Source organism: Aggregicoccus sp. 17bor-14 (genome assembly GCF_009659535.1).
Classification (GTDB): Bacteria; Myxococcota; Myxococcia; order Myxococcales; family Myxococcaceae; genus Aggregicoccus.
On sequence record NZ_VJZZ01000015.1, the window covers coordinates 93,851 to 113,162 of the forward strand.

Genomic DNA, 19,312 nt, shown 5'->3' on the forward strand with positions numbered 1-19,312 from the left:
ACGCCGGGAGGGCTTGCAGTGAGTTCGAGCGAGACAGCCGCAGTGGTCCGCCTCCCCGACGCGCCGGAGGGCATGCCGGAGCGCCTCGAACGCGAGAGCCCCGCCCCCGTGTCTGCGCCGCGCGTGTGGTGGTACGTGGTCGCTTCGGTCGCAGCTTCCAGCGCCTGGCTGAGCCTCAGCAGGCTCCAGTCCATGCAGCACGGGGACTCACTGGTGCCGGCACTGGTCAGCCTCTACGACTGGGAGCCCTTCTACTGGGAGCAGGACCGCTTCGGGATGCTCGTCCCGCTTCTGGTCTGGCCGATCCGCCACCCGCTGGGGAACGTGATCGCCCAGTTCGCCGTGGCGTCCTTCTTCACGCTGCTCGGGCCGCTGCTCGTCTCGCGCTTCCTGCTGCGAGGGCGCTCCTGGCTCTGGGCGGGCCTCGCGGCGGACGTGCTGTTGCTCTGCGGCCTGCCACATAGGTGGGCCTTCGAGTGGCTCCTGGGGCAGCCCTACGGCGTCTCCATGGGGCTGGGGTTCCTCGGGCTGGTCCTGCTCGACCCGGAGGGGCGCGACCGGCCCTCGGCGAGAGACGCGCTCGGCTTCGGGGCGATGTGCTTGGCAAGCTGGGTGAGCCCGAGCACCACGCTGGTGCTCGGCCTCGTCATCGTCGCGCGGGAGGTGCTTGCCGGGCACACGCCGCGCCACGCGCTGCGCAACCTGCTCTGGCTGCTCCTGCCCACGATCGCCCAGGCCGTGCTGATGGGGCAGCTGGCCCGCCTCGCACGGTACGCGGGGGTGACGAAGACCGGATTGGCTCCGACCTCCGACTGGGTCCCGGCGTGGAGGACGCTGGGCGACAACTTCCACCAGATCTGGTGGGACTGGGCGCTCGCGGTGAGCGTGGCGCTCGTGCTCGTCGGGTTGCTCGCGTGGGCTCGGCGACGCGTGCGGCATGCGTCGCTCGGTGGTCTGGGGCTCCTCGCGGCCGCGATCTGCTACTTCGTGCTGCTGGGCGCACTCACGTGGCTGAAGATGAATCTGTACGGCGTGCGCTACCTCATCCCGGTGGTCGCGCTGTGGGCAGCCGGCGCCTGTGTCCTCGCCGTGGGGAGGGTGGAGTGGACCCTGTCGCCGCGGCGCGCGGGCGCGCTGCTGGTCGCGCTCGCGGGAATGCTCTACCTGCGCTTCGGGCCACCGTCCTACGCGGAGGTCTACCGCACCCTCGACACGAGCCTCGGTGGCTACTCGGACGAGCTCACCCGCAACCACGCCACCCACATGCTCGGGGACTACTTCCTCGTCTGGCCCACGGTGTTCCACATCAACTGGAAGCGCTACGAGAGCGGGGACCCGACGCCCTTCTGGGGCCTCACCCACCGCTCGCAGAGCAACCGCAACCGCTGGCGGGGGCTGCCGCAGCACTCGCTGCGCATTGCGGTCCTGAAAACGGACCCCCAGGTCCCGGCGTACCTGCAGATGCTCGGCTACACCACCGCGGTGCAGGTGGGGGAGAGCGAGCGCTTCCGCTACCTGCAGCCTCCCGAGCCGTGAGCCCGTGGCCGCGCCGGGTCGCAGGGCGTGGCCAAACCGCAGCGCCCGCCGGGTAGGGGGCACCTCGCCGCACCTCTTCGCCGCTCTCCATGCGAGGTCTGAACGTGCACCACGCCTCCGCACCCCTGGAAGGAGCGATGCCGCGCACCGCCGCACCCGAGCCGCTGCGCCCGGCGCCGTGGCGGCGGCCCGACCCGCTCTCGCACACGCGGCTCCTCTTCGCGCTGCTCGCCTGCGCCCTGCTTCTTCCCCACTTCGTGACGGTGGGCCCCCACCACCGCGTAGGGCTCGCGGGAGTGTGCGGGGGCGACGAGCCGCACTACCTCGTCCAGATCAACAGCGTCCTCGAGGACCTCGATCTCGACGTCTCGAACAACTACACCGCGGTGCACGAGGGAGGCCGCGAGGAGGGGGAATTCTTTCGCGGCGACGGCGGCAACCACCACACCGTGGTGAACGTGAACGGTCGCTACGTCCTGTGGAGCGAGGCCTTCGTCTGGGACGGCCGCTTCGAGCACGGCCGCGGTGAGGATGGGCACGCGCGGGTTCCCGGTGCACCGAGGCCGAAGGAGGGCGCCCCGGAGTGGAGCTTCCATCCCCCCGGCGCCACGATGCTGGCGCTGCTGCTCTGGCCCTTCCGGGGAACCCGAGGTGTGGAGGTGGGCGGGCTGCTTCTCGCCGCCCTGGCCACGCTGCTCGCGGCCGTGGCCCTGCGCTCCATCGTGCGGAGCCTGGGCGGCTCGGTGCGGCTCGCCAATGGCGTGATGCTCATCGGCGTGCTGTGCACGCCCGTGTGGAACTACGCGCGCACCTTCTTCAACGAGCCCTTCCTGCTCGCCTTCTGCCTCGGGGCGTACGCGCTCCACTTCCGGCAGCGGCCGCTGCTGGCGGGGCTGCTGATCGCCCTGGGCATGCAGATGAAGCCGCCCTTCGGGCTGCTGCTGGTGCCGCTCTGGGTGGACCTGCTCCTGCAGCGCAGCTGGCGGCGGCTCGCGCTGCTCTCGCTCCTGCCGGCGCTCTCCGCGCTGGGTGTGCTCGCGCTCAACGCGTACATGCTCGGCTCGCCGTTCAAGACGGCGATCGTGTTCCAGGTGGGCAGCCTGCGCGAGGGAGCGCTGGGCATGCTCTTCGACTGGAACCGGGGCCTGCTGCCGCTCGCCCCGGTGATGGCGTTCGGGCTGCTGGGCTGGCCCTTCCTGCTGCGCGGTGCGGCGCGGCGGCCCGCACTCCTGTGCGCCTGCGGCTTCGCGCTCTATGCGGGGCTGATGGCCGCCTGGGTGCAGTGGCACGGCGCCTGGTGCTACGGGCCGCGCCTGTTCATCCCCGTGGTCCCGTTCGTGGCGCTCGGCCTGATGCCCGTGCTCGCGGGGCGGTGGCGCCGGTGGCTGGTGGGGCCGGTGGTGGCGCTCGCGCTGGTCTCGTTCGCCATCAACTTCGTCGCCACGTACCAGCCCTGCCGGCTCTGGGGGCGAAACCCCATCGACCTGGTGCGGCCCGGGGCGCGCCCCATCCCGTTCTGAGGCAGGGCGCAGAGGGCGCGCGCGCCTAGCGGCGCCGGCCCTGCCCCTGCTCGGGCACGTACTTCTCGCGGAACTCGGCGTAGGGGCCGTTGTGGTCCACGACCTCCTTGCCCAGCTCGAGCGACCAGATGCGGGTGGCCACCTCGCTGATCAGCTCCTGGTCGTGGGTGACCACGATCGCGGTGCCGGGGTACTTCTGCAGCCCTTCCGCGAGCGCGCTGATGCTCTCGAGGTCCAGGTGGTTGGTGGGCTCGTCGAGCACCAGGACGTTGTCCTGGGTCATCATCAGCTTGCTGAGCAGGGTGCGCACGGTCTCGCCACCGGAGAGCGTGTCGGTGGGCTTCATGCGCTCCTCGCCGCTGAAGAGCATGCGGCCGAGGATGCCGGAGATCTCCTCGTTGCTGAGCTTCTCCTCGATGTCGCGCAGCCAGTTGAAGACCGTGGTGCCCTTGCGGATGGTGCCGTGGTGATCCTGCGGGAGGTAGCCCACGCTGGCCTGGTGGCCCCAGACGATCTTGCCCGCGTCCGGCTCCACCTGCCCGGCGATCATCTTCACCAGGGTGCTCTTGCCGACCGCGTTCTTGCCGATGACGCAGATCTTCTCGCCCTTGGTGACGAGCGCGTTGAAGGGGCGGATGACCTTCTCGCCGTCGTAGCTCTTGGCGATCCCCTCGATCATCAGCGTCTGCTTGCCGCTGGGCACCTTCTGGTCGAAGCGGATGAAGGGGCGGGCGATGTTCGAGCGCTTGAGATCTTCGCTCTTGAGCTTCTCGATCTGCTTCGCGCGGCTCTGCACCTGGCTCGCGCGCGTGCCGGCGCTGAAGCGGGCGATGAAGTCCTGCAGCTGGGCGATCTTCTTCTGCTTCTCCGCCGTCTCGCTCTCCACGCGGCTGCGGATCTGCGACTTCTGGTGGACCATGTCGTCGTAGCCGCCCGTGTAGGCGATGATGGTCTCGTAGTCGATGTCCGCGATGTGCGTGCAGATGGCGTTGAGGAAGTGCCGGTCGTGGCTGATGGTGATGAGCACGCCCTCGAACTGCTTGAGGAAGCTCTCCAGCCAGCGGATGGACTCGATGTCCAGGTTGTTGGTGGGCTCGTCGAGCAGCAGGCCCTGGGGCTTGCCGAACAGCGCCTGGGCGAGCAGCACGCGCAGCTTGAGGCCGCCGGTGAGCTGCTTCATCGGCCCCTCGTGGAAGCTCTCGTCGATGCCGAGGCCCTGCAGCAGCGCGGCCGCGTCGCTCTCGGCCACGTAGCCGTCCTCCTCGGCGATGACGCCCTCGAGCTCGCCGAGCCGGTTGCCGTCCTCCTCGGTGATTTCAGCCTTGGCGAGCAGCGCGTTCTTCTCCTGCATCGCGGCCCACAGCGGCGCGTTGCCCATCAGCACCACGTCGAGCACGCGCTCGTTCTCGTAGCGGAAGTGGTCCTGGCGCAGGATGCCCAGGCGCTTGGGGCGGCTGATGGTGCCGCTGTCGGCCTCCTCGTCGCCCGCGAGGATCTTCATGAACGTGGACTTGCCGGCGCCGTTGGGGCCGGTGAGGCCGTAGCGGCGGCCGGGCGAGAACGCGACGTTCACGTCCTCGAAGAGCTTCTTGGGCCCGTAGGCCTTGGAGACGTTGGAGATGGTGAACATGGGCGGGTGCTCGCTTGCCGAGTAAAGGGGCCGGCGCGGCCGGACGGCGCGCCGCATTAGCACCTCCGGGCCTTCCGGAGGGGCAGAATGTAACCCCGCTCGGATGCGCTTCATGCCGCGGCGGTGCACGCCGTCCCGGCGCCCGGGGCCGCGCCATTCCTGGGGGCCCGGCCGGCCAGCCGAGGGCCCGCAGGGGAGGCGTGCGCCGGGGGCCCGGCCGGGTATAAGGCCCTCCGCGATGCCCGTCCGCTTCGAACTCGTCACCACCGACCCCACCGGCGCTCGCGCCGGCGTGCTGCACACCCGCCGCGGCTCCTTCCCCACGCCCATCTTCATGCCGGTGGCCACCCACGCGGGCTTCCGGCACCTGGGCATGGAGGAGACGTGGGCCACGGGCGCGCGCATCCTGCTCGCGAACACCTACCACCTGATGCTGCGCCCCGGCGCGGACGTGTTCCGCAAGTTCGGCGGCATCCACGAGTTCATGCAGTGGCCGGGCGCGGTGCTGACGGACTCGGGCGGCTTCCAGATCTTCAGCCTCCCCGAGGACCGGCTCATCACCGAGAAGGGCGCGCACTTCCGCTCCTTCTACGACAACAGCCGCCAGCTGCTCAGCCCCGAGACCAGCATCGCCATGCAGCAGGCGATCAACTCGGAGATCATGATGGTGCTCGACGTCTGCATCGACTCGACCACCGACGAGGCCGGCACGCGCGAGGCGATGGAGCGCACCCACCGCTGGGCGCTGCGCAGCCTGGAGGCGAAGGACAAGGTCTCGACCGGCCAGGCCCTCTTCGCCATCGTGCAGGGCGGCATCCACCCGCACCTGCGCGACGAGAGCGCCGCCTTCCTCACCCAGCACCCCTTCGACGGCTTCGCCATCGGGGGCCTGGCCGTGGGCGAGGGCAACGAGGACCGCAAGAGCATGACCCTGCGCGCCGCGCGCGCGCTGCCGCAGGACAAGCCGCGCTACCTCATGGGCGTGGGCACCCCCACGGACCTGCTCGAGGCGGTGGCGCGCGGCGTGGACATGTTCGACTGCATCATCCCCACCAAGATGGCGCAGCAGGGCTACGCCTACACCTTCCAGGGCCTCGTGCGCACGACGCGCCAGGTGTACCGCCTGAGCGACGAGCCGCTGGACCCGACCTGCGACTGCCTCGTGTGCAAGCGCTACAGCCGCGGCTACCTGCAGCACCTGATGCGCGGCAAGCACCACCTGGGCAGCCGCATGCTCAGCCTCCACAACGTGCACCACTACCAGGTCCTCACCTGGAAGATGCGCGACGCCATCCTCAAGGGCTCCTACGCCCAGGCCTACCGCGAGCTGAAGGAGAGCATCAGCCCGGCGAAGGACCTCAAGGACCTGCAGGCGGTGGGCTAGTGCCAGGCCCCCTCACGGCAGCGCCGGCGCCGGGCAGCGAGCCCGGCCCGCGCGACGGCGACTTCGAGCTGGTCACCCTGCGCAACGGCCACCGCGCCGTGCGCCACCTCGGCCACGGCGAGGTGATGCACCCCGCGGTGGGCCCCTGGCTCGAGGCGCAGCGCCTCTACGTGGAGCAGGGGGCCCTCGCCGAGCGGCTGCAGCGGGAGGACGCCACCCCCCTGGTGCTGCTGGACGTGGGCCTGGGCGCCGCGACCAACGCCGTGGCGGCGCTCACCTGCGCCGTGGGCCTGGGGCCCGCGCGAAGGCGCCCCCTGCACGTGGTCAGCTTCGAGGTGGACCTCGCGCCGCTGCGGCTCGCGCTCGCGGACCCCGCGGGCTTTCCCTTCCTCGTGCCCTTCCGCGCCGCCTGCGAGCGGCTGATGGGGGAGGGCAGGTGGCAGGGGGAGGGGCTCTGCTGGGAGCTGCTGCCCGGGGATGCGCGCGGGCACCTGGCGCAAGGCGCGTTTCCGCCCGCGGAGCTGGTCTTCTTCGACCCCTTCAGCCCGGCGTCCAACCCGGAGATGTGGACCCCGGGGACGCTCTCACGGGTGCGCGGGGCGTGCCGGCAGGAGCCAGAGGCCCACGCCCTGCTCACCACCTATAGCGCCGCCACGCCCACGCGGGTGTCCCTGCTGCTCGCGGGCTTCTACGTGGGGGCGGGGCTTTCCACCGGGACGAAGGGGGAGACGACCGTGGCGGCCGTCCACCCCGGGGCGCTGCAGGCCCCGCTCGGCGCCCGCTGGCTCGAGCGCTGGGAGCGCTCGAGCAGCCGGGCACCGCACGGGGAGCCGCTCACGCCTGCTCTCGAGACTCGGCTGCGGCAGCATCCACAGTGGAGTCCGCCAGCACCTCGGTGATGTAGCCCACCGGCTCCTCGCTCCAGCGCACGTGGAAGGTGCAGGCGGTGCCGTCGAAGGCCTCCGGCAGCGCCACCACGTTGTGCGCACCCACCAGCTCCAGCGAGCGGCTGAGCACGCCGGCCGCGAAGGTGGGCATGTCCGCGAGCACGTCCCCCACGCGCAGCTCGGCGCTGCTGGGGCCCTTCTCGGTGAGGCGCACCTCGCTCGCCGCGTCGTGCGAGAGGAAGGTGCGCCCGGCGCGGTTCAGGGTGCGCATGGGGCCCGCGAGCTTCATCACGCCGAGCAGCGCGCGGCCGGTGAGGGTCTCGCTCCAGGCGTCCATGAGGCGCTCGCCCATGGCGTAGTAGGCGGCCTCCAGGGGCATGCCGGCGTAGACGTGGTCCGCCGCCACGCGCAGGAAATCCTTCCATTTCTCCAGGGGATAGGTGGGCTCGAGCTTCTGGTCGAGCGCGAGGCCCGCCTGGCGCAGCCGCTCGTGGGCGGTGGGGGTGAGGCGGGTGCCGAGCGCGCGGACGAAGAGGCCTTCCACGATGGACGCAGGGATCTGCTTCACAGAGTTCGAAGTGCTCATGGGGGCAGCATCCTAGGGAACCGGGCTGACGAGCGCCCGCGACTGGGAGTGTAGCAGGCTGTATAATTCCGTTGCTACTGCGTCAATTCTCTCCTGAATGTGTGTTCAGGGGTGCGCGGACGGGGGACGGCGCGGCACGTCTCACGAGGGTGGAGGCGCGGAGGCGACTTCGATAGGGTGTCCGACCCTTGAACGAGCCCACTCCGAGCCCCTCGAGCCCCGCTCCCGCCGCCCCCCTCGCAGCGCTGCTGCCTGCCCGCGGCGAGGGCCCGCTGGACGCGGACGAGATCCTCAACCGCTTCGTCACCTACGTGGCCCAGAACGGCCTGAGCCTCTACGCGGCGCAGGAGGAGGCCATCCTGGAGCTGCTCGCGGGCAAGCACCTGTTCCTCAAGACGCCCACGGGCTCGGGCAAGAGCCTGGTGGCCACCGCGCTCCACTTCAAGGCGATGTGCGAGGGGAAGGTGTCGTTCTACACCTGCCCCATCAAGGCGCTGGTGAACGAGAAGTTCTTCGCCCTGTGCGAGGCCTTCGGGCCGGACAACGTGGGCATGCTCACCGGCGACGCGAGCATCAACCGCGAGGCGCCGATCATCTGCTGCACGGCCGAGATCCTCGCGAACCTGGGCATGCGCCAGAGCAGCGCGCGCGTGGACTACGTGGTGATGGACGAGTTCCACTACTACGCGGACAAGGAGCGCGGCGGCGCCTGGCAGATCCCCCTCATCAGCCTGCCCAACACCACCTTCCTGATGATGTCCGCGACCCTCGGGGACACGCGGCTCATCGAGGAGAGCCTGCAGGACTACACCGGCCGCGAGGTGGCGGTGGTGAAGAGCAGCGAGCGCCCGGTGCCGCTGGACTTCGAGTACCGCGACACGCCGCTGCACGAGACCATCCAGGAGCTGGTGGAGAAGAAGAAGAGCCCCGTCTACCTGGTGAACTTCACCCAGCGCGCCGCCGCCGAGCAGGCGCAAAATCTGATGTCCGTGGACTTCAGCACCAAGGAGGAGAAGGAGCTCATCCGCCAGGAGCTGCTGGAGGCCCGCTTCGACACCCCCTACGGCAAGGACTTCCAGCGCTTCCTGCGCCACGGCATCGGGATGCACCACGCGGGGCTCTTGCCCAAGTACCGGCTGCTGGTGGAGCGGCTCGCGCAGAAGGGGCTGCTCAAGGTCATCAGCGGCACGGACACGCTGGGGGTGGGCGTGAACATCCCCATCCGCACCGTGCTCTTCACCCAGCTCTTCAAGTTCAACGGCGAGAAGCTCGCGGTGCTCAGCGTGCGCGACTTCCTCCAGATCGCCGGCCGCGCGGGGCGCAAGGGCTACGACACGCAGGGCAGCGTGGTCGCCCAGGCGCCCGAGCACGTGGTGGAGAACGTGAAGCAGGCCCAGAAGGAGGCGGCGGGCAAGAAGAAGAGCCCGAAGAAGCAGCCGCCGGAGAAGGGCTACGTCCACTTCGACGCGAATACCTTCGAGCGCCTGAAGAGCGGCACGCCCGAGGCCCTGCAGAGCCGCTTCGAGGTGACGCACGGGCTGCTGCTCAACCTGCTGCAGAGCGACGAGACCGAGGCCACCCCGGGCTACCGCCGCCTCGTGCAGCTCATCCGCCGCTCGCACGGCAACGACTACACGAAGCGCCAGCACCTGCGAACGGCCGCCCGCGCGTTCCGCACGCTGCGCGAGGCGGGGATCGTGGAGGTGGTGAAGGGCAAGTTCGGTGTGGGCGCGGCCGTGTACCTGAAGGGAGACCTGCAGCGAGACTTCTCCCTCAACCAGACGCTCTCGCTCTACCTGCTGGACACGCTGGAGAAGCTGGACCCGCAAGCCGAGACCTACGCGCTGGACGTGCTCACGCTGGTGGAGAGCATCCTCGAGAACCCCGAGGTGGTGCTCTACGCGCAGCTCAACCAGCTCAAGGGCGAGAAGGTGAACGAGCTCAAGGCGCAGGGCGTGGAGTACGACCAGCGCATGGAGGAGCTCGAGAAGCTCGAGTGGCCCAAGCCCAACCGCGACTTCATCTACTTCACCTTCAACCGGTTCGCCGCGAAGCACCCCTGGGTGGGCCAGGAGAACATCCGGCCCAAGTCCATCGCGCGCGACATGTTCGAGCGCTACCTGTCCTTCCACGACTACGTGCGCGAGTACGGGCTGCAGCGCAGCGAGGGCGTGCTCCTGCGCTACCTCGGGGATGCGTACAAGACGCTCGGCCAGACCGTGCCCGAGCGCTTCCGCACCGAGGAGGTGGAGGACATCCTCGAGCACCTGCGCGCGACCTTGCGCCAGGTGGACTCGAGCCTCCTGGACGAGTGGGAGCGGATGAAGAACCCGGCCGCCATCCTCCAGGCGCGCCCGGAGGTGGTGCCCCAGGGGCCGCGCGAGCTGACGGACGACCCCAAGGCCTTCGCCGCGCGCGTGCGCGAGGAGCTGCACCGGCTGCTCAAGGCGCTGGGCGAGCGGCGCTACGACGACGCAGCGGGGCTGCTGCACGACCCCGAGGGCCAGTGGATGCCCAGCACGCTCGAGGCCGCGATGGAGCCCTACCTCCAGGAGCACGGCCGCGTGGTGCTCACCCCGGCCGCGCGCCGCCCCCACATGACCCTGCTCAAGCCCACGGGCGAGCGGCAGTGGGACGCCCAGCAGCGCATCCTCGACCCCGAGGGCCACGCGGACTGGATGCTGGACTGCGTGGTGGACCTCGTGGACCGCAAGGTGGACGAGCGGCCGCTCATCTCCCTGCGGCGCATTGGTACCTGATCGCCACCTGATCGCCACCTGAGCGGCCCCGGCTCGGCCCCGACCCCCGTCCGCGGACCTACAGCGGGGGCTGCCCGAGGAGGGGCGGTTTGGAGTAGTGTCTCCGCCACAACTTTCCGGTGTGGCGGGATGTAGGGCCTGGCGCCGGAGCGACGAGGAAGGGACCCCGGTGCCGGCGCGCTTCGAGGTGCGGTTCGAACAGCAGGAGACGGCAGCGCGGGCGCTGCGGGCCTACTCCATCGGGAAGGTGCTCGGCGGGCTGTGCCTGCGCACCGCGCGCACGCTCTCCGTGGGCGACCCGGTGCAGCTGGGCCTGCGCATCGCGGGCGAGGCGTGGGCGCTCGCGGCGGTGGTGGCCTGGGTGCGCCCGGAGGCGAAGGTGGTGGGGGTGCGCTTCGTCGATGTGGCCGCGCCCGACCAGGCGCGGCTGCAGCAAGTGGTGGGCGAGGAGCCCCGGCGCGCCGCGCGCTAGGTGCGGCGGCGCTACGTCCGGCGGCTCTCCACTTCCGCGTGGCGCAGCACCATGGCGTCCGCCTCCACGAAGCCGCAGGAGGCGTAGAAGCCGGTCGCCGTGTCCAGGCGGGCCACGTGGCTCACGATCTCGAGCCGCTTCATGCTCAAGGCGCGCGCGCGCTCCACCACGGTCTGCAGCAGCGCACGGCCCACGCCCTTCTTGCGCCAGCTCTCGGTGACGACGAGCTCGTCCACCGTGCCGATGCGCCCGCGCAGCCGCAGCTGCGGGCGGTGGCTGAGGGTGACCATGCCCACCGGCTTGTCCAGGCTGTCACTGGCCACGAAGATCTCGATCTCCGGATGGCTGATGACCCAGTTGGTCGTCTGCATGTCCGAGCCGAGCGGGTAGCCCAGCTCCTTGAGCAGGTTGCCGATCGCCTCGGCATCTCCGCGGCGGGCGCGGCGGATGCGGAAGGCGGGACCATCCGGACCGGTCTTCGTGGGGTAGTTGGCCAAGGCGCTCCGGACCATACCGGAGCGCCCTGGAAGCTCAACGGCTGTTGCAGCGGGCAGCGGACGCGAACGTCTACGGCTGCACGCGGAACAGGCCCTTCAGATCCTCGGAGCGGCTGATGGGGTCGCCGCCGTTGCGCCGCGCGGTCACCCGCCACTGGTAGAGGCTGCCGGCCGTGAGCGCGGGTCCGGCGTAGACGAGGCTGTTGGCGCCGCTGGTAACGGCGGTGAGCCCGGTCTTCTCCCAGACGGTGTTGCCCAGCGTGTCGAACACGATCACGTCGTAGGTGGCCGTCTGGGGGTAGGCCTGCCAGGAGAAGGTGGGGGTGGCGCCGACCGCGTCCACTGCCTCGCCGGCGCCGGGGCCCACGAGCGTGATGGCGCTGGTCACCTTGAACGTCGAGGGAGCGACCGCGATCTGGCCATTCGTCACGGTGACGAACTGCACGTCCGTGCCCGCGGTGCCGGGGTTGGGGTCGCGCACGTTGTTGTCGTTCTCGAAGGCCGCGAGCACCGCATAGCGGCCGTCCGGCACGCCCGTGATGGTGAAGGCGCTGGTCACGTTGGGCACCACGCCGGGCTCCGGCGCGCGCAGGCCCGGGGGGACCTCGCCGCGGCCGCTGACGGGATCGAAGGTGCTCGCCACCACCATCACCACGCTGGTGGCCGGGCCCGCGCCGGGGCCCACGAAGGAGACCGCGCCCGTGAGGGTGGCGGGCGCTGTCTGCGAGCGCTGCAGCTGCACGTTGGCCACGTCCGCCGTCGCCACCGTCACGCTGGCCGGGGTCCAGTTCGCGCCGCGGCCGAAGGCCTTCACGCTGTAGTCGCCCGCGGGCACGTTGAAGAGGGTGAAGGAGCCCGAGGCATCCGCGATGCCGCTGTGGCCCTGGTCCAGCGCGTCACCGGCCTCGGCCACCACCAGCACGCCGTGGGTATCGCCCACGTCCACGTGGCCGGAGATGGACGGGCGGCCGCGCTGATCCTGCGGCAGCCCCACCAGCCCCACGTCCGTCACGTCCGCGTGGATGACGAAGGGCGACTGCGCGTCCTGCGCGTCCGGGCGCGCGGCGACCGAGGTGTCGAAGGGCAGCGCCACGCGCAGCCCGGAGGGGAAGGGGGCGAAGTCGCGCGCCGCGGCGCGCAGGCTGATGCGCTGGTTCACCGGCGTGCCGGCCTCGTCCGAGCGCAGGGCCGGGATGCGCAGCGTGTAGCTGCCGTCCGCGCCGGTGGTGGTCTGCGTGCCCACGGGCGCGCCGTTCACGTCCACCGCGGCGACCAGGGCGTTCGGTACCGCGGCGTTGCTCGCGAGGTCGAACACGCGGCCCTGCACCTGCACCGGCGCGAGGCAGCGGAAGTCCTTGCCGGCCTCGAGGCCCGACACCTGCTCGCACACGAGCGCGGCGTCACAGGCCTTGGGATCGGTGGGGTCGCAGTTCGGGTCGTCGCTGCCGCAGGCCGCGAGCAGGGCCGCGGCGCCGAGGAGGGGGAGGAGGCTGCGCTTCAAGGGGGACTCCAGGTCGAGGGGGGAGGTGCTGCGCTCTCTCGACCCAGGACCCGCCCGGGGGCGCGCCGGCCACGGTTCTGCTGGAATCCCGGACGCTTACACCGTTCTACATGCGGCGCCCGGAGCCCCGGACGCCGCATGGGACGGCACTTTTACGGCTGCTCTGCAGCGAGCGTGCGCATGGCCTGCGTGATGTCCGCGAGCTGCGGCACGCTGGCCATCTCGAGCGCGTCCGCGAGGCCGATGCCCGGCACGTGCTTGCCGGCGACCAGCTTGGGCGCGGCGAGCAGGTGGTAGAAGAGCTCCTCCACCGTGCGGCGCATGAGGTGCTCACCGAAGTTGGTGACCTCGGTGTCCTCGTTGACGAAGAGCGCGCGGCCGGTCTTCTGCACGCTCGCCTTGATCATCTCCCAGTCGTAGGGCCAGAGGCTGCGCAGGTCGATGACCTCCGCGTCCACGCCCTCCTCGGCGAGCGCCTGCGCGGCCTTCACGCACAGGGGCAGGGTGCGCCCGTAGCTGACCACGGTGAGCCCACGCCCCTCGCGCACGATCTTGCCCTTGCCGATGGGCACCGCGTACGCCTCGAGCTGCGGCCACTGCGCCTTCCACGCGGAGCGGTCGCCCAGCGGGGCGTCGATCATCTTGGAGAGGGCGCGGTCGTCCTCGGGCTCGCCGGGGATGCGCTCGTCGCCCTTCACGCGCAGGAGCGCCTTGGGCTCCAGGTACATCACGGGGTCCAGCTCCTGGCAGGCGCTGATGAGCAGGCCGTAGGCGTCCAGCGGGTTGCTGGGCATCACGATCTTCCAGCCCGGGATGCGGGTGGCGCCGGCGTCGAACGAGTGCGAGTGGTAGATGGACCCGCGGATGCCGCTGCCCACCGGGGTGCGCACCACCATGGGCAGGTTCCAGTCGCCGTTCGTGCTCCAGCAGGTGTTGCCGGCGAGCTTGAGCAGGTCGATGGTGTTGAAGATGTAGTCGGCGAACTGGATCTCGGCGACCGGGCGGCCGCCCGCCATGGCGATGCCCATGGCGGCGCCGATGATGCCGCGCTCGTCCAGCGGCGCGTTCCAGGTGGTCTTGAGCCCCTGCGTGGCGGTGAAGACGCCGCCCAAGGGCGCGCCCACGTCCTCGCCGAAGATGTCGGTGACGCCGAGGTTCTCCTCGGCGTAGTGGAGGGCCATGCGAATGGCCTGGGCCATGTTGGCCATGGTTAGCGCTTCTCCGCGTAGATGTGGTTGTAGATGGAATCGCCCGAGGGCTGAGGCTCGTCGCGCACCGTGCGCGCCGCCGCGGCGATCTCCTCGGTGTACTTGGCGCGCACGTCGTCCATCTGCTGGCGGGTGAGCACGCCGTCCTTCTCCAGGCGCGCCTCGAACTGCTTGATGCAGTCGACCTCCTCGGTGACGTAGTTCGCGCCCGAGGCGGAGGAGTGGCCGTAGAGGCGGCTGACCATGGCCTCGATGAAGTAGGGCTTGCGCTCGGTGCGCACGTACTCCATCGCCTCCTTCAGCTCGGCGTAGCAGGTGAGGGCGTCGTTGCCGTCGATGGTCTTGCTCTTGATGTTGAAGGCCTTGGCGCGGTCCGAGATGCGGGTCTCGCCGTGCTGGCCGTCCGAGCAGGTGCTGATGCCCCACTTGTTGTTGGTGACGATGATCAGGATGGGCAGGGGGTTCGCCGGGCGGCTGCTCCACACGAGGCAGCTGGCGAAGTCGCCCTCGGCCGTGCCCGCGTCGCCGCCGGTGACGATGGTGATGCCGTCGCCGCCGTGGCGCTTCTGCACCATGGCGGTGCCCGGGGCGATGGCGTACTGCACCTCGATGGGGCTGGTCACGGGCGCCACGTTGAGGCGCTTGGCGCTGAAGTGGCCGGCGAAGTTGCGGCCGCCCGAGTACGGGTCGCTGGCCGTGTTCTTCATCTGGCGCAGCGCCCCGATCGGCTCCTCGCCCAGCGCGAGCAGGGTCGCGCTCTGGCGGTAGTGCGCATGCAGGTAGTCGAAGGCCGGGCCCTGGCCCTTCTTCATCAGCAGGCCGAGCGAGACGTTGAACGCCTCCTCGCCGGGGCCACCGATCCAGAAGTAGCCATGGCCCTGCTTGTACATCTGGATGAGGCGCTCCTCGAGCACGCGCGCCTTGATCATCAGGTCGTGCATGCGGACGAGCAGCTCGCGCTCGATCGGAGGGGAGGAGGCTTCGTCGCGGTTGATCAGACGGGGTCGGGACACGCGAGACTCACAGGCTGAAAGGGACGCCCCCTATACTCCAAAGTCCGCCCGGGCGCTCAAGCGCGCATTGACAGTGGACAGAAAGGCGCGCGCCATGACGCGGTGGGCTAAACTGGACGGGCCCATGTCCCCACGCTCCCTTGCCCTGCGCTCGCTGTCCGTCCTCTCTGTCGCGCTGCTCGTCGCCGCCGGCTGCAAGTCCGTGGGCGGGGCGGTGGGCGGGAGCAGCGCCTCGGGCACCGCGGATCTGGTGGAGGCGCCGCCGCCGGGGGCGGACGCGTGGACGCCGGCCCAGCGCGGCGGCTTCTACGCGCTGTACGGCGACTTCGGGAACCTCTCCACGGACAACCTGCGCTCGGTGGCGCTGCCCTGGAAGCTGGTGGGGGTGCTCGCGGACCTGGTGCCCGAGCCTTTCTTCTCGCAGGGCCAGCACGAGTGGGTGGCGCGCTTCGAGGAGCCGCTGCGCCGCTTCGGCGTGGTGTACGGCACGCGCGTGGCGCAGCCGGTGGGCATGAAGGCGCAGAGCGACTTCCGCGGCGTGCCGGTGGGCTTCGCGCGCGGGGTGGTGGAGCGGGGCGGGGTGATGCTGGAGCTGGCCTCCGCCAACTGCAGCCTCTGCCACGCGGGGCGCAGCTGGGACGCGCAGGGCAACCCCACGCGCGAGGTCATCTGGGGCGTGCCCAACCACTCGGTGGACCTGGACGGCCTGCGCGCCGCGGTGGCCGCGGCGCTGCTGGATGCGCGCGCAACGGACGCGCTGGTGATGGCGGCGCTGCAGCGCAAGTACCCGAACCTCGCGCCCCAGGAGCGCGAGACCTACCAGCGCCTCGTGCTGCCGGTGCTGCGCGAGCAGGCGCAGGCGGCGCGCGGCCGCGGCGGGCGCGCGCTGCCCTGGTCCTTCGGCGGGCCGGGAATGCACAACGGCAGCGCGCTCTCGCGCTCGGCGCTCACGGGGGCGCAGGGGGAGGGGGACTTCTCGGCGTCGTACGTGAAGACGCCCTCGCTCTTCGGCGCGCTGCTCAAGCGTCGCAGCCTCGCGGACGGCAGCCTGCAGGCGGTGGACGCGGAGGCGACCGCGGACGTGGCGCTCGCGCAGCGCCTGGTGGGCTACCTGCCGCGCGTGGGCACCCCGCCCGCGCGCGCGGCGGCCGAGGGCGAGCACCTCGCGCAGCTCACCGCCTTCCTCGACGAACTGCAGCCCCCGCGCTTCCCCGGGCCGGTGGACGCGGCTGCGGCCGAGCGCGGCCATGCGCTGTACGGGCGGCGCTGCGCGGGCTGCCACGGGGACAAGGGCAGCGACGGGCGCTACCAGTACCCGGACCGGCTCTTCAGCGTGGCGGCGGTGGGCACGGACGCGACGCGCGCGCAGGCCACCACCGAGGCGGACGCGGCAACGCTCGCGGCGAGCGAGGCGGGGAAGGTCGCCCAGCTCAGCCCCACCGGCGGCTACCAGCCCCCGCCGCTGCTGGGCGTGTGGGCCGCGGCGCCCTACCTGCACAACGGCAGCGTGCCCACGCTCTGGCACCTGCTCACCCCCGCCGAGCGCCCCACGCGCTTCTACGTGGGCGGCCACAAGCTGGACCTGGAGCGCGTGGGCATCGCCGGGCAGCCCGGGCCGGACGGCCTGTGGGACGTGCCCGAGGGCTACGTCTCCTGGAGCGAGCCGAAGCTCGTGGACACGCGCGAGCCGGGCCGCTCCAACCGCGGCCACGAGAAGCAGGTGGAGGGCCTGAGCGAGCGCGAGCGGCGCGACGTCATCGAGTACCTCAAGACGCTCTAGCGCCCAGGGTCGGCCGCACCGCCGGACGCCAGCCCGGCGGGCGGGGCGGGCCCTGCCCGATGGTCCCCATCGTCCCTACCTGAAGGCTCACACGGCCCGCGCGCGCCACGGCGCACGCGAGCGTTCAGGAGGACGAGACATGCCTGAGAAGAGCCTGGGGATCCGCATGAAGGCGGCCAAGAAGAAGGGCACGCCGGTGATCCTGAAGGACACGGACGTGGGCGCGGCGAGCGGCCGCAGCAGTCACGCCACGAAGAAGAGCCGGGGCATCGCCGCGGTCGAGTCGCGGGCGATCAAGGGCGAGTTCGACGACCGCAGCGTGAGCTCGCGGCGCAGCCCCGGGATGGGCAAGGGCGCCCGCGGGCACTCGCTGCCCCTGCCCGACGCGTCTGGCAGCAGCAGCTCGCGGCGCAAGACGCTGCCCAGCGAGGCGGCCGCGGGCTACCGCAAGGACGGCAAGCCCAAGCACCCCTCGAGCGAGGCGGGGCTGCGCCGGCGCGCCCAGAGCACGCGCAAGGACGACGTGGTGGGCCGCAAGAAGGCGCCGAGCCAGATGGGCGTGAAGCGCAAGGGCGGCCCGCGCAAGCGCCTGCCGCTGCACGGCGGCTGAGGCGCCTGTTGGCTGGCGCGCGCGCCGGGTGCGCCCGGGCGCGCACGCCGCCGTGCGGGCATGGCAAGCTCCGCGGGCCCCCTTGCCCTGGAGTCCCCATCCATGTCCGGCTCGCGAAGGCAGTTCCTCACCACCACCGCTCTCGGCGTCGCCGGGGCCTTGACCGCCGCGCGCAGCAGCAGCGCCGAGGCGGCAAGCCCTGATGCGGGCACGCCCGGCGCCACGCCCGCGGGCTCCCCGCCCGCCTTCGGCACCGCGCCCGCGGTGGGGCCGCAGGTGGGGCCGGCCACCTTCGCCGAGGCCGAGAAGCTGATGCAGGTCCAGCTCACCCCGGCCGAGCGCGCCCAGGCGGCCGGCAACTGGGCCCAGTCCATGGCGCCCGCCTACGAGCGGCGCACCGGCCCGCGCAAGGTGGCGCTCGAGCCCGGGATCTCACCCGCGACGCAGTGGAACCCCGCGCAGGTGGCCAGGGGCACCCAGGGCCCCGCGCGCAGCCGCTTCGTGCGCAGCAGCGAGAGGGCCCCGGCGCTCCCCGCGAAGGACGAGGACATCGCGTTCGCGCCCCTCACGCACCTCTCGCGCTGGGTGCAGTCGCGCGCGCTCACTTCCGAGCGCCTCACGCACCTCTACCTCGAGCGCCTGCAGCGCTTCGACCCGAAGCTCAAGTGCGTCATCACGCTCACCTCGGAGCTCGCGCTGCAGCAGGCGCGCGCAGCGGACCAGGAGATCGCGAAGGGGCGCTACCGCGGCCCGCTGCACGGCATCCCCTGGGGCGCGAAGGACCTGGTGGACACCGCCGGCATTCCCACCACCTACGGCGCCGAGCCCTTCCGCAACCGCGTGCCGAAGCAGGACGCCGCGGTGGTGGCGCGCCTGCACCAGGCGGGCGCGGTGCTGGTGGCGAAGCTGAGCCTCGGCGCGCTCGCGCTCAACGACATCTGGTTCGGCGGTGAGACGAAGAACCCCTGGCTCCTGGAGGAGGGCGCCTCGGGCAGCAGCGCGGGGCCGGGCTCGGCCACCGCCGCGGGGCTGGTGGGCTTCAGCCTCGGCAGCGAGACGGGCGGCAGCATCGTCTCGCCCTCCATGCGCTGCGGCGTCACGGGCCTGCGGCCCACCTACGGGCGCGTGCCGCGCACCGGCGCCATGACGCTGTGCTGGACGCTGGACAAGCTGGGGCCCATGACGCGCGGAGTGGAGGACGCGCTGCTGGTGCTGCAGGCGCTCAGCGGCCCGGACGCGGGCGACGTGGCGAGCGTGCCGAGCCGGCTCGACTACGACGCTGCGGCCAGCGTGAAGGGCCTCAAGGTGGGCTACTTCCCCGCGTGGATGAACGAGGCGCCTGCGACGGACGTGGACCGCGAGGCGCTCGAGCACCTGAAGCGCCTGGGGCTGCAGCCGGTGGAGGTGCAGCTGCCCAACTGGCCCTACGGCTCGCTCAACACCGTGCTCTTCGCGGAAGCCGCAGCCGCCTTCGAGGAGCTCACGCTCTCGCACGGCGTGGATGCGCTCAAGATGCAGACGCCCGACGCCTGGCCCAACCTCTTCCGCCAGGCGCGCTTCCTCTCCGCGGTGGACTTCGTGCAGGCGGACCGGCTGCGGCGCAAGGTGGCCCTGGAGATGGCGCGGGTGATGGGCGAGGTGGACCTCCTGCTCGTGCCCTCCCTGCGCGACGAGATGCTCACCATCTCCAACTTCACCGGCCACCCGTCGCTCACGCTGCGCACCGGCTTCGTGGAGGTGGAGCGCGCGCGCAGCGACTGGGCGCCCGACCCGAAGCGCCCGCTGCCCACCTTCTCTCCGCCGCGGCGCGTGCCCCACGGCGTCACCCTCATCGGCCGCCTCTTCGACGAGGGGACGCTGGGGCGCGTGGGGCTCGCGCTGGAGCGCGCCGCCGGGGTGGCCGGCGAGCGCCCCCCGGGCTTCGCATGA

The 19,312-nt window shown here is 71.5% G+C and carries 15 protein-coding genes; 9 read left to right on the forward strand and 6 right to left on the reverse strand.

What is annotated here, in order from left to right; genetic code table 11:
- The first annotated feature begins 192 nt into the window (after positions 1 to 192).
- Positions 193 to 1,536 carry a hypothetical protein gene (locus tag FGE12_RS24505; RefSeq protein WP_153869014.1) on the forward strand — a complete coding sequence of 448 codons (1,344 nt, stop codon included), beginning with the start codon at positions 193 to 195 and terminating at the stop codon, positions 1,534 to 1,536.
- 137 nt (positions 1,537 to 1,673) lie between these two features.
- On the forward strand, positions 1,674 to 3,056 hold the full coding sequence (locus tag FGE12_RS24510) for a hypothetical protein (RefSeq protein ID WP_153869015.1): 1,383 nt from the start codon (positions 1,674 to 1,676) through the stop codon (positions 3,054 to 3,056).
- Positions 3,057 to 3,081: 25 nt separating this feature from the next.
- On the opposite strand, the gene FGE12_RS24515 is transcribed toward FGE12_RS24510, so the two are convergent.
- Positions 3,082 to 4,686, reverse strand: coding sequence for an ABC-F family ATP-binding cassette domain-containing protein (locus tag FGE12_RS24515; RefSeq protein ID WP_153869016.1), 1,605 nt, complete (start codon positions 4,684 to 4,686; stop codon positions 3,082 to 3,084).
- 238 nt (positions 4,687 to 4,924) lie between these two features.
- Between FGE12_RS24515 and tgt the strand changes: the two genes are divergently transcribed.
- Together tgt and FGE12_RS24525 are read left to right on the forward strand one after the other, a co-directional pair.
- A complete protein-coding gene (gene tgt / locus FGE12_RS24520; RefSeq protein WP_153869017.1) occupies positions 4,925 to 6,070 on the forward strand; it encodes a tRNA guanosine(34) transglycosylase Tgt in 1,146 nt (381 codons plus the stop codon).
- Positions 6,070 to 6,969 (forward strand): MnmC family methyltransferase, encoded by a 900-nt coding sequence (locus FGE12_RS24525; protein WP_370459133.1) that lies wholly within the window; start codon positions 6,070 to 6,072, stop codon positions 6,967 to 6,969. Before tgt ends, FGE12_RS24525 begins: the two co-directional genes overlap by 1 nt.
- Here the strand turns inward: FGE12_RS24525 and FGE12_RS24530 are convergent.
- The gene (locus FGE12_RS24530) at positions 6,905 to 7,543 is read right to left on the reverse strand and encodes a DUF2378 family protein (RefSeq protein WP_153869018.1); all 639 of its coding nucleotides are present in this window, start codon (positions 7,541 to 7,543) and stop codon (positions 6,905 to 6,907) included. The genes FGE12_RS24525 and FGE12_RS24530 overlap by 65 nt on opposite strands.
- Before the next feature lie 188 nt (positions 7,544 to 7,731).
- Between FGE12_RS24530 and FGE12_RS24535 the strand changes: the two genes are divergently transcribed.
- Positions 7,732 to 10,302, forward strand: a complete 2,571-nt coding sequence (locus tag FGE12_RS24535; RefSeq protein WP_153869019.1) for an RNA helicase — start codon at positions 7,732 to 7,734, stop codon at positions 10,300 to 10,302.
- A 121-nt stretch (positions 10,303 to 10,423) separates the two neighbouring features.
- A complete protein-coding gene (locus FGE12_RS30730) occupies positions 10,424 to 10,774 on the forward strand; it encodes a PilZ domain-containing protein (protein ID WP_370459134.1) in 351 nt (116 codons plus the stop codon).
- A gap of 11 nt (positions 10,775 to 10,785) precedes the next feature.
- On the opposite strand, the gene FGE12_RS24545 is transcribed toward FGE12_RS30730, so the two are convergent.
- The 4 genes from FGE12_RS24545 to FGE12_RS24560 all read right to left on the reverse strand — a co-directional run bounded on the left by FGE12_RS24545 (position 10,786) and on the right by FGE12_RS24560 (position 14,993).
- Positions 10,786 to 11,271, reverse strand: coding sequence for a GNAT family N-acetyltransferase (locus FGE12_RS24545; RefSeq protein WP_228531060.1), 486 nt, complete (start codon positions 11,269 to 11,271; stop codon positions 10,786 to 10,788).
- 70 nt (positions 11,272 to 11,341) lie between these two features.
- A complete protein-coding gene (locus tag FGE12_RS24550; protein WP_153869022.1) occupies positions 11,342 to 12,772 on the reverse strand; it encodes a carboxypeptidase-like regulatory domain-containing protein in 1,431 nt (476 codons plus the stop codon).
- Positions 12,773 to 12,924: 152 nt separating this feature from the next.
- Positions 12,925 to 13,980, reverse strand: a complete 1,056-nt coding sequence (locus FGE12_RS24555; protein WP_153869023.1) for an alpha-ketoacid dehydrogenase subunit beta — start codon at positions 13,978 to 13,980, stop codon at positions 12,925 to 12,927.
- Positions 13,981 to 13,982: 2 nt separating this feature from the next.
- Positions 13,983 to 14,993 carry a thiamine pyrophosphate-dependent dehydrogenase E1 component subunit alpha gene (locus tag FGE12_RS24560; protein WP_194798235.1) on the reverse strand — a complete coding sequence of 337 codons (1,011 nt, stop codon included), beginning with the start codon at positions 14,991 to 14,993 and terminating at the stop codon, positions 13,983 to 13,985.
- Between the two features lie 124 nt (positions 14,994 to 15,117).
- Between FGE12_RS24560 and FGE12_RS24565 the strand changes: the two genes are divergently transcribed.
- From FGE12_RS24565 to FGE12_RS24575, 3 genes are all read left to right on the forward strand, one after another.
- A complete protein-coding gene (locus tag FGE12_RS24565; RefSeq protein ID WP_153869024.1) occupies positions 15,118 to 16,773 on the forward strand; it encodes a hypothetical protein in 1,656 nt (551 codons plus the stop codon).
- Between the two features lie 139 nt (positions 16,774 to 16,912).
- Positions 16,913 to 17,383, forward strand: a complete 471-nt coding sequence (locus tag FGE12_RS30480) for a hypothetical protein (RefSeq protein ID WP_228531061.1) — start codon at positions 16,913 to 16,915, stop codon at positions 17,381 to 17,383.
- Positions 17,384 to 17,485: 102 nt separating this feature from the next.
- Positions 17,486 to 19,312, forward strand: a complete 1,827-nt coding sequence (locus FGE12_RS24575; RefSeq protein WP_153869025.1) for an amidase — start codon at positions 17,486 to 17,488, stop codon at positions 19,310 to 19,312.

Excerpts from the sequence above, each read along its gene's own strand:
- FGE12_RS24505 (WP_153869014.1), top strand. The coding sequence starts at position 193 with ATGCAGCACGGGGACTCACTGGTGCCGGCACTGGTCAGCCTCTACGAC.
- FGE12_RS24510 (WP_153869015.1), top strand. The coding sequence starts at position 1,674 with ATGCCGCGCACCGCCGCACCCGAGCCGCTGCGCCCGGCGCCGTGGCGG.
- FGE12_RS24515 (WP_153869016.1), bottom strand. The coding sequence starts at position 4,686 with ATGTTCACCATCTCCAACGTCTCCAAGGCCTACGGGCCCAAGAAGCTC.
- tgt (WP_153869017.1), top strand. The coding sequence starts at position 4,925 with ATGCCCGTCCGCTTCGAACTCGTCACCACCGACCCCACCGGCGCTCGC.
- FGE12_RS24530 (WP_153869018.1), bottom strand. The coding sequence starts at position 7,543 with ATGAGCACTTCGAACTCTGTGAAGCAGATCCCTGCGTCCATCGTGGAA.
- FGE12_RS24555 (WP_153869023.1), bottom strand. The coding sequence starts at position 13,980 with ATGGCCAACATGGCCCAGGCCATTCGCATGGCCCTCCACTACGCCGAG.
- FGE12_RS24565 (WP_153869024.1), top strand. The coding sequence starts at position 15,118 with ATGTCCCCACGCTCCCTTGCCCTGCGCTCGCTGTCCGTCCTCTCTGTC.
- FGE12_RS30480 (WP_228531061.1), top strand. The coding sequence starts at position 16,913 with ATGCCTGAGAAGAGCCTGGGGATCCGCATGAAGGCGGCCAAGAAGAAG.
- FGE12_RS24575 (WP_153869025.1), top strand. The coding sequence starts at position 17,486 with ATGTCCGGCTCGCGAAGGCAGTTCCTCACCACCACCGCTCTCGGCGTC.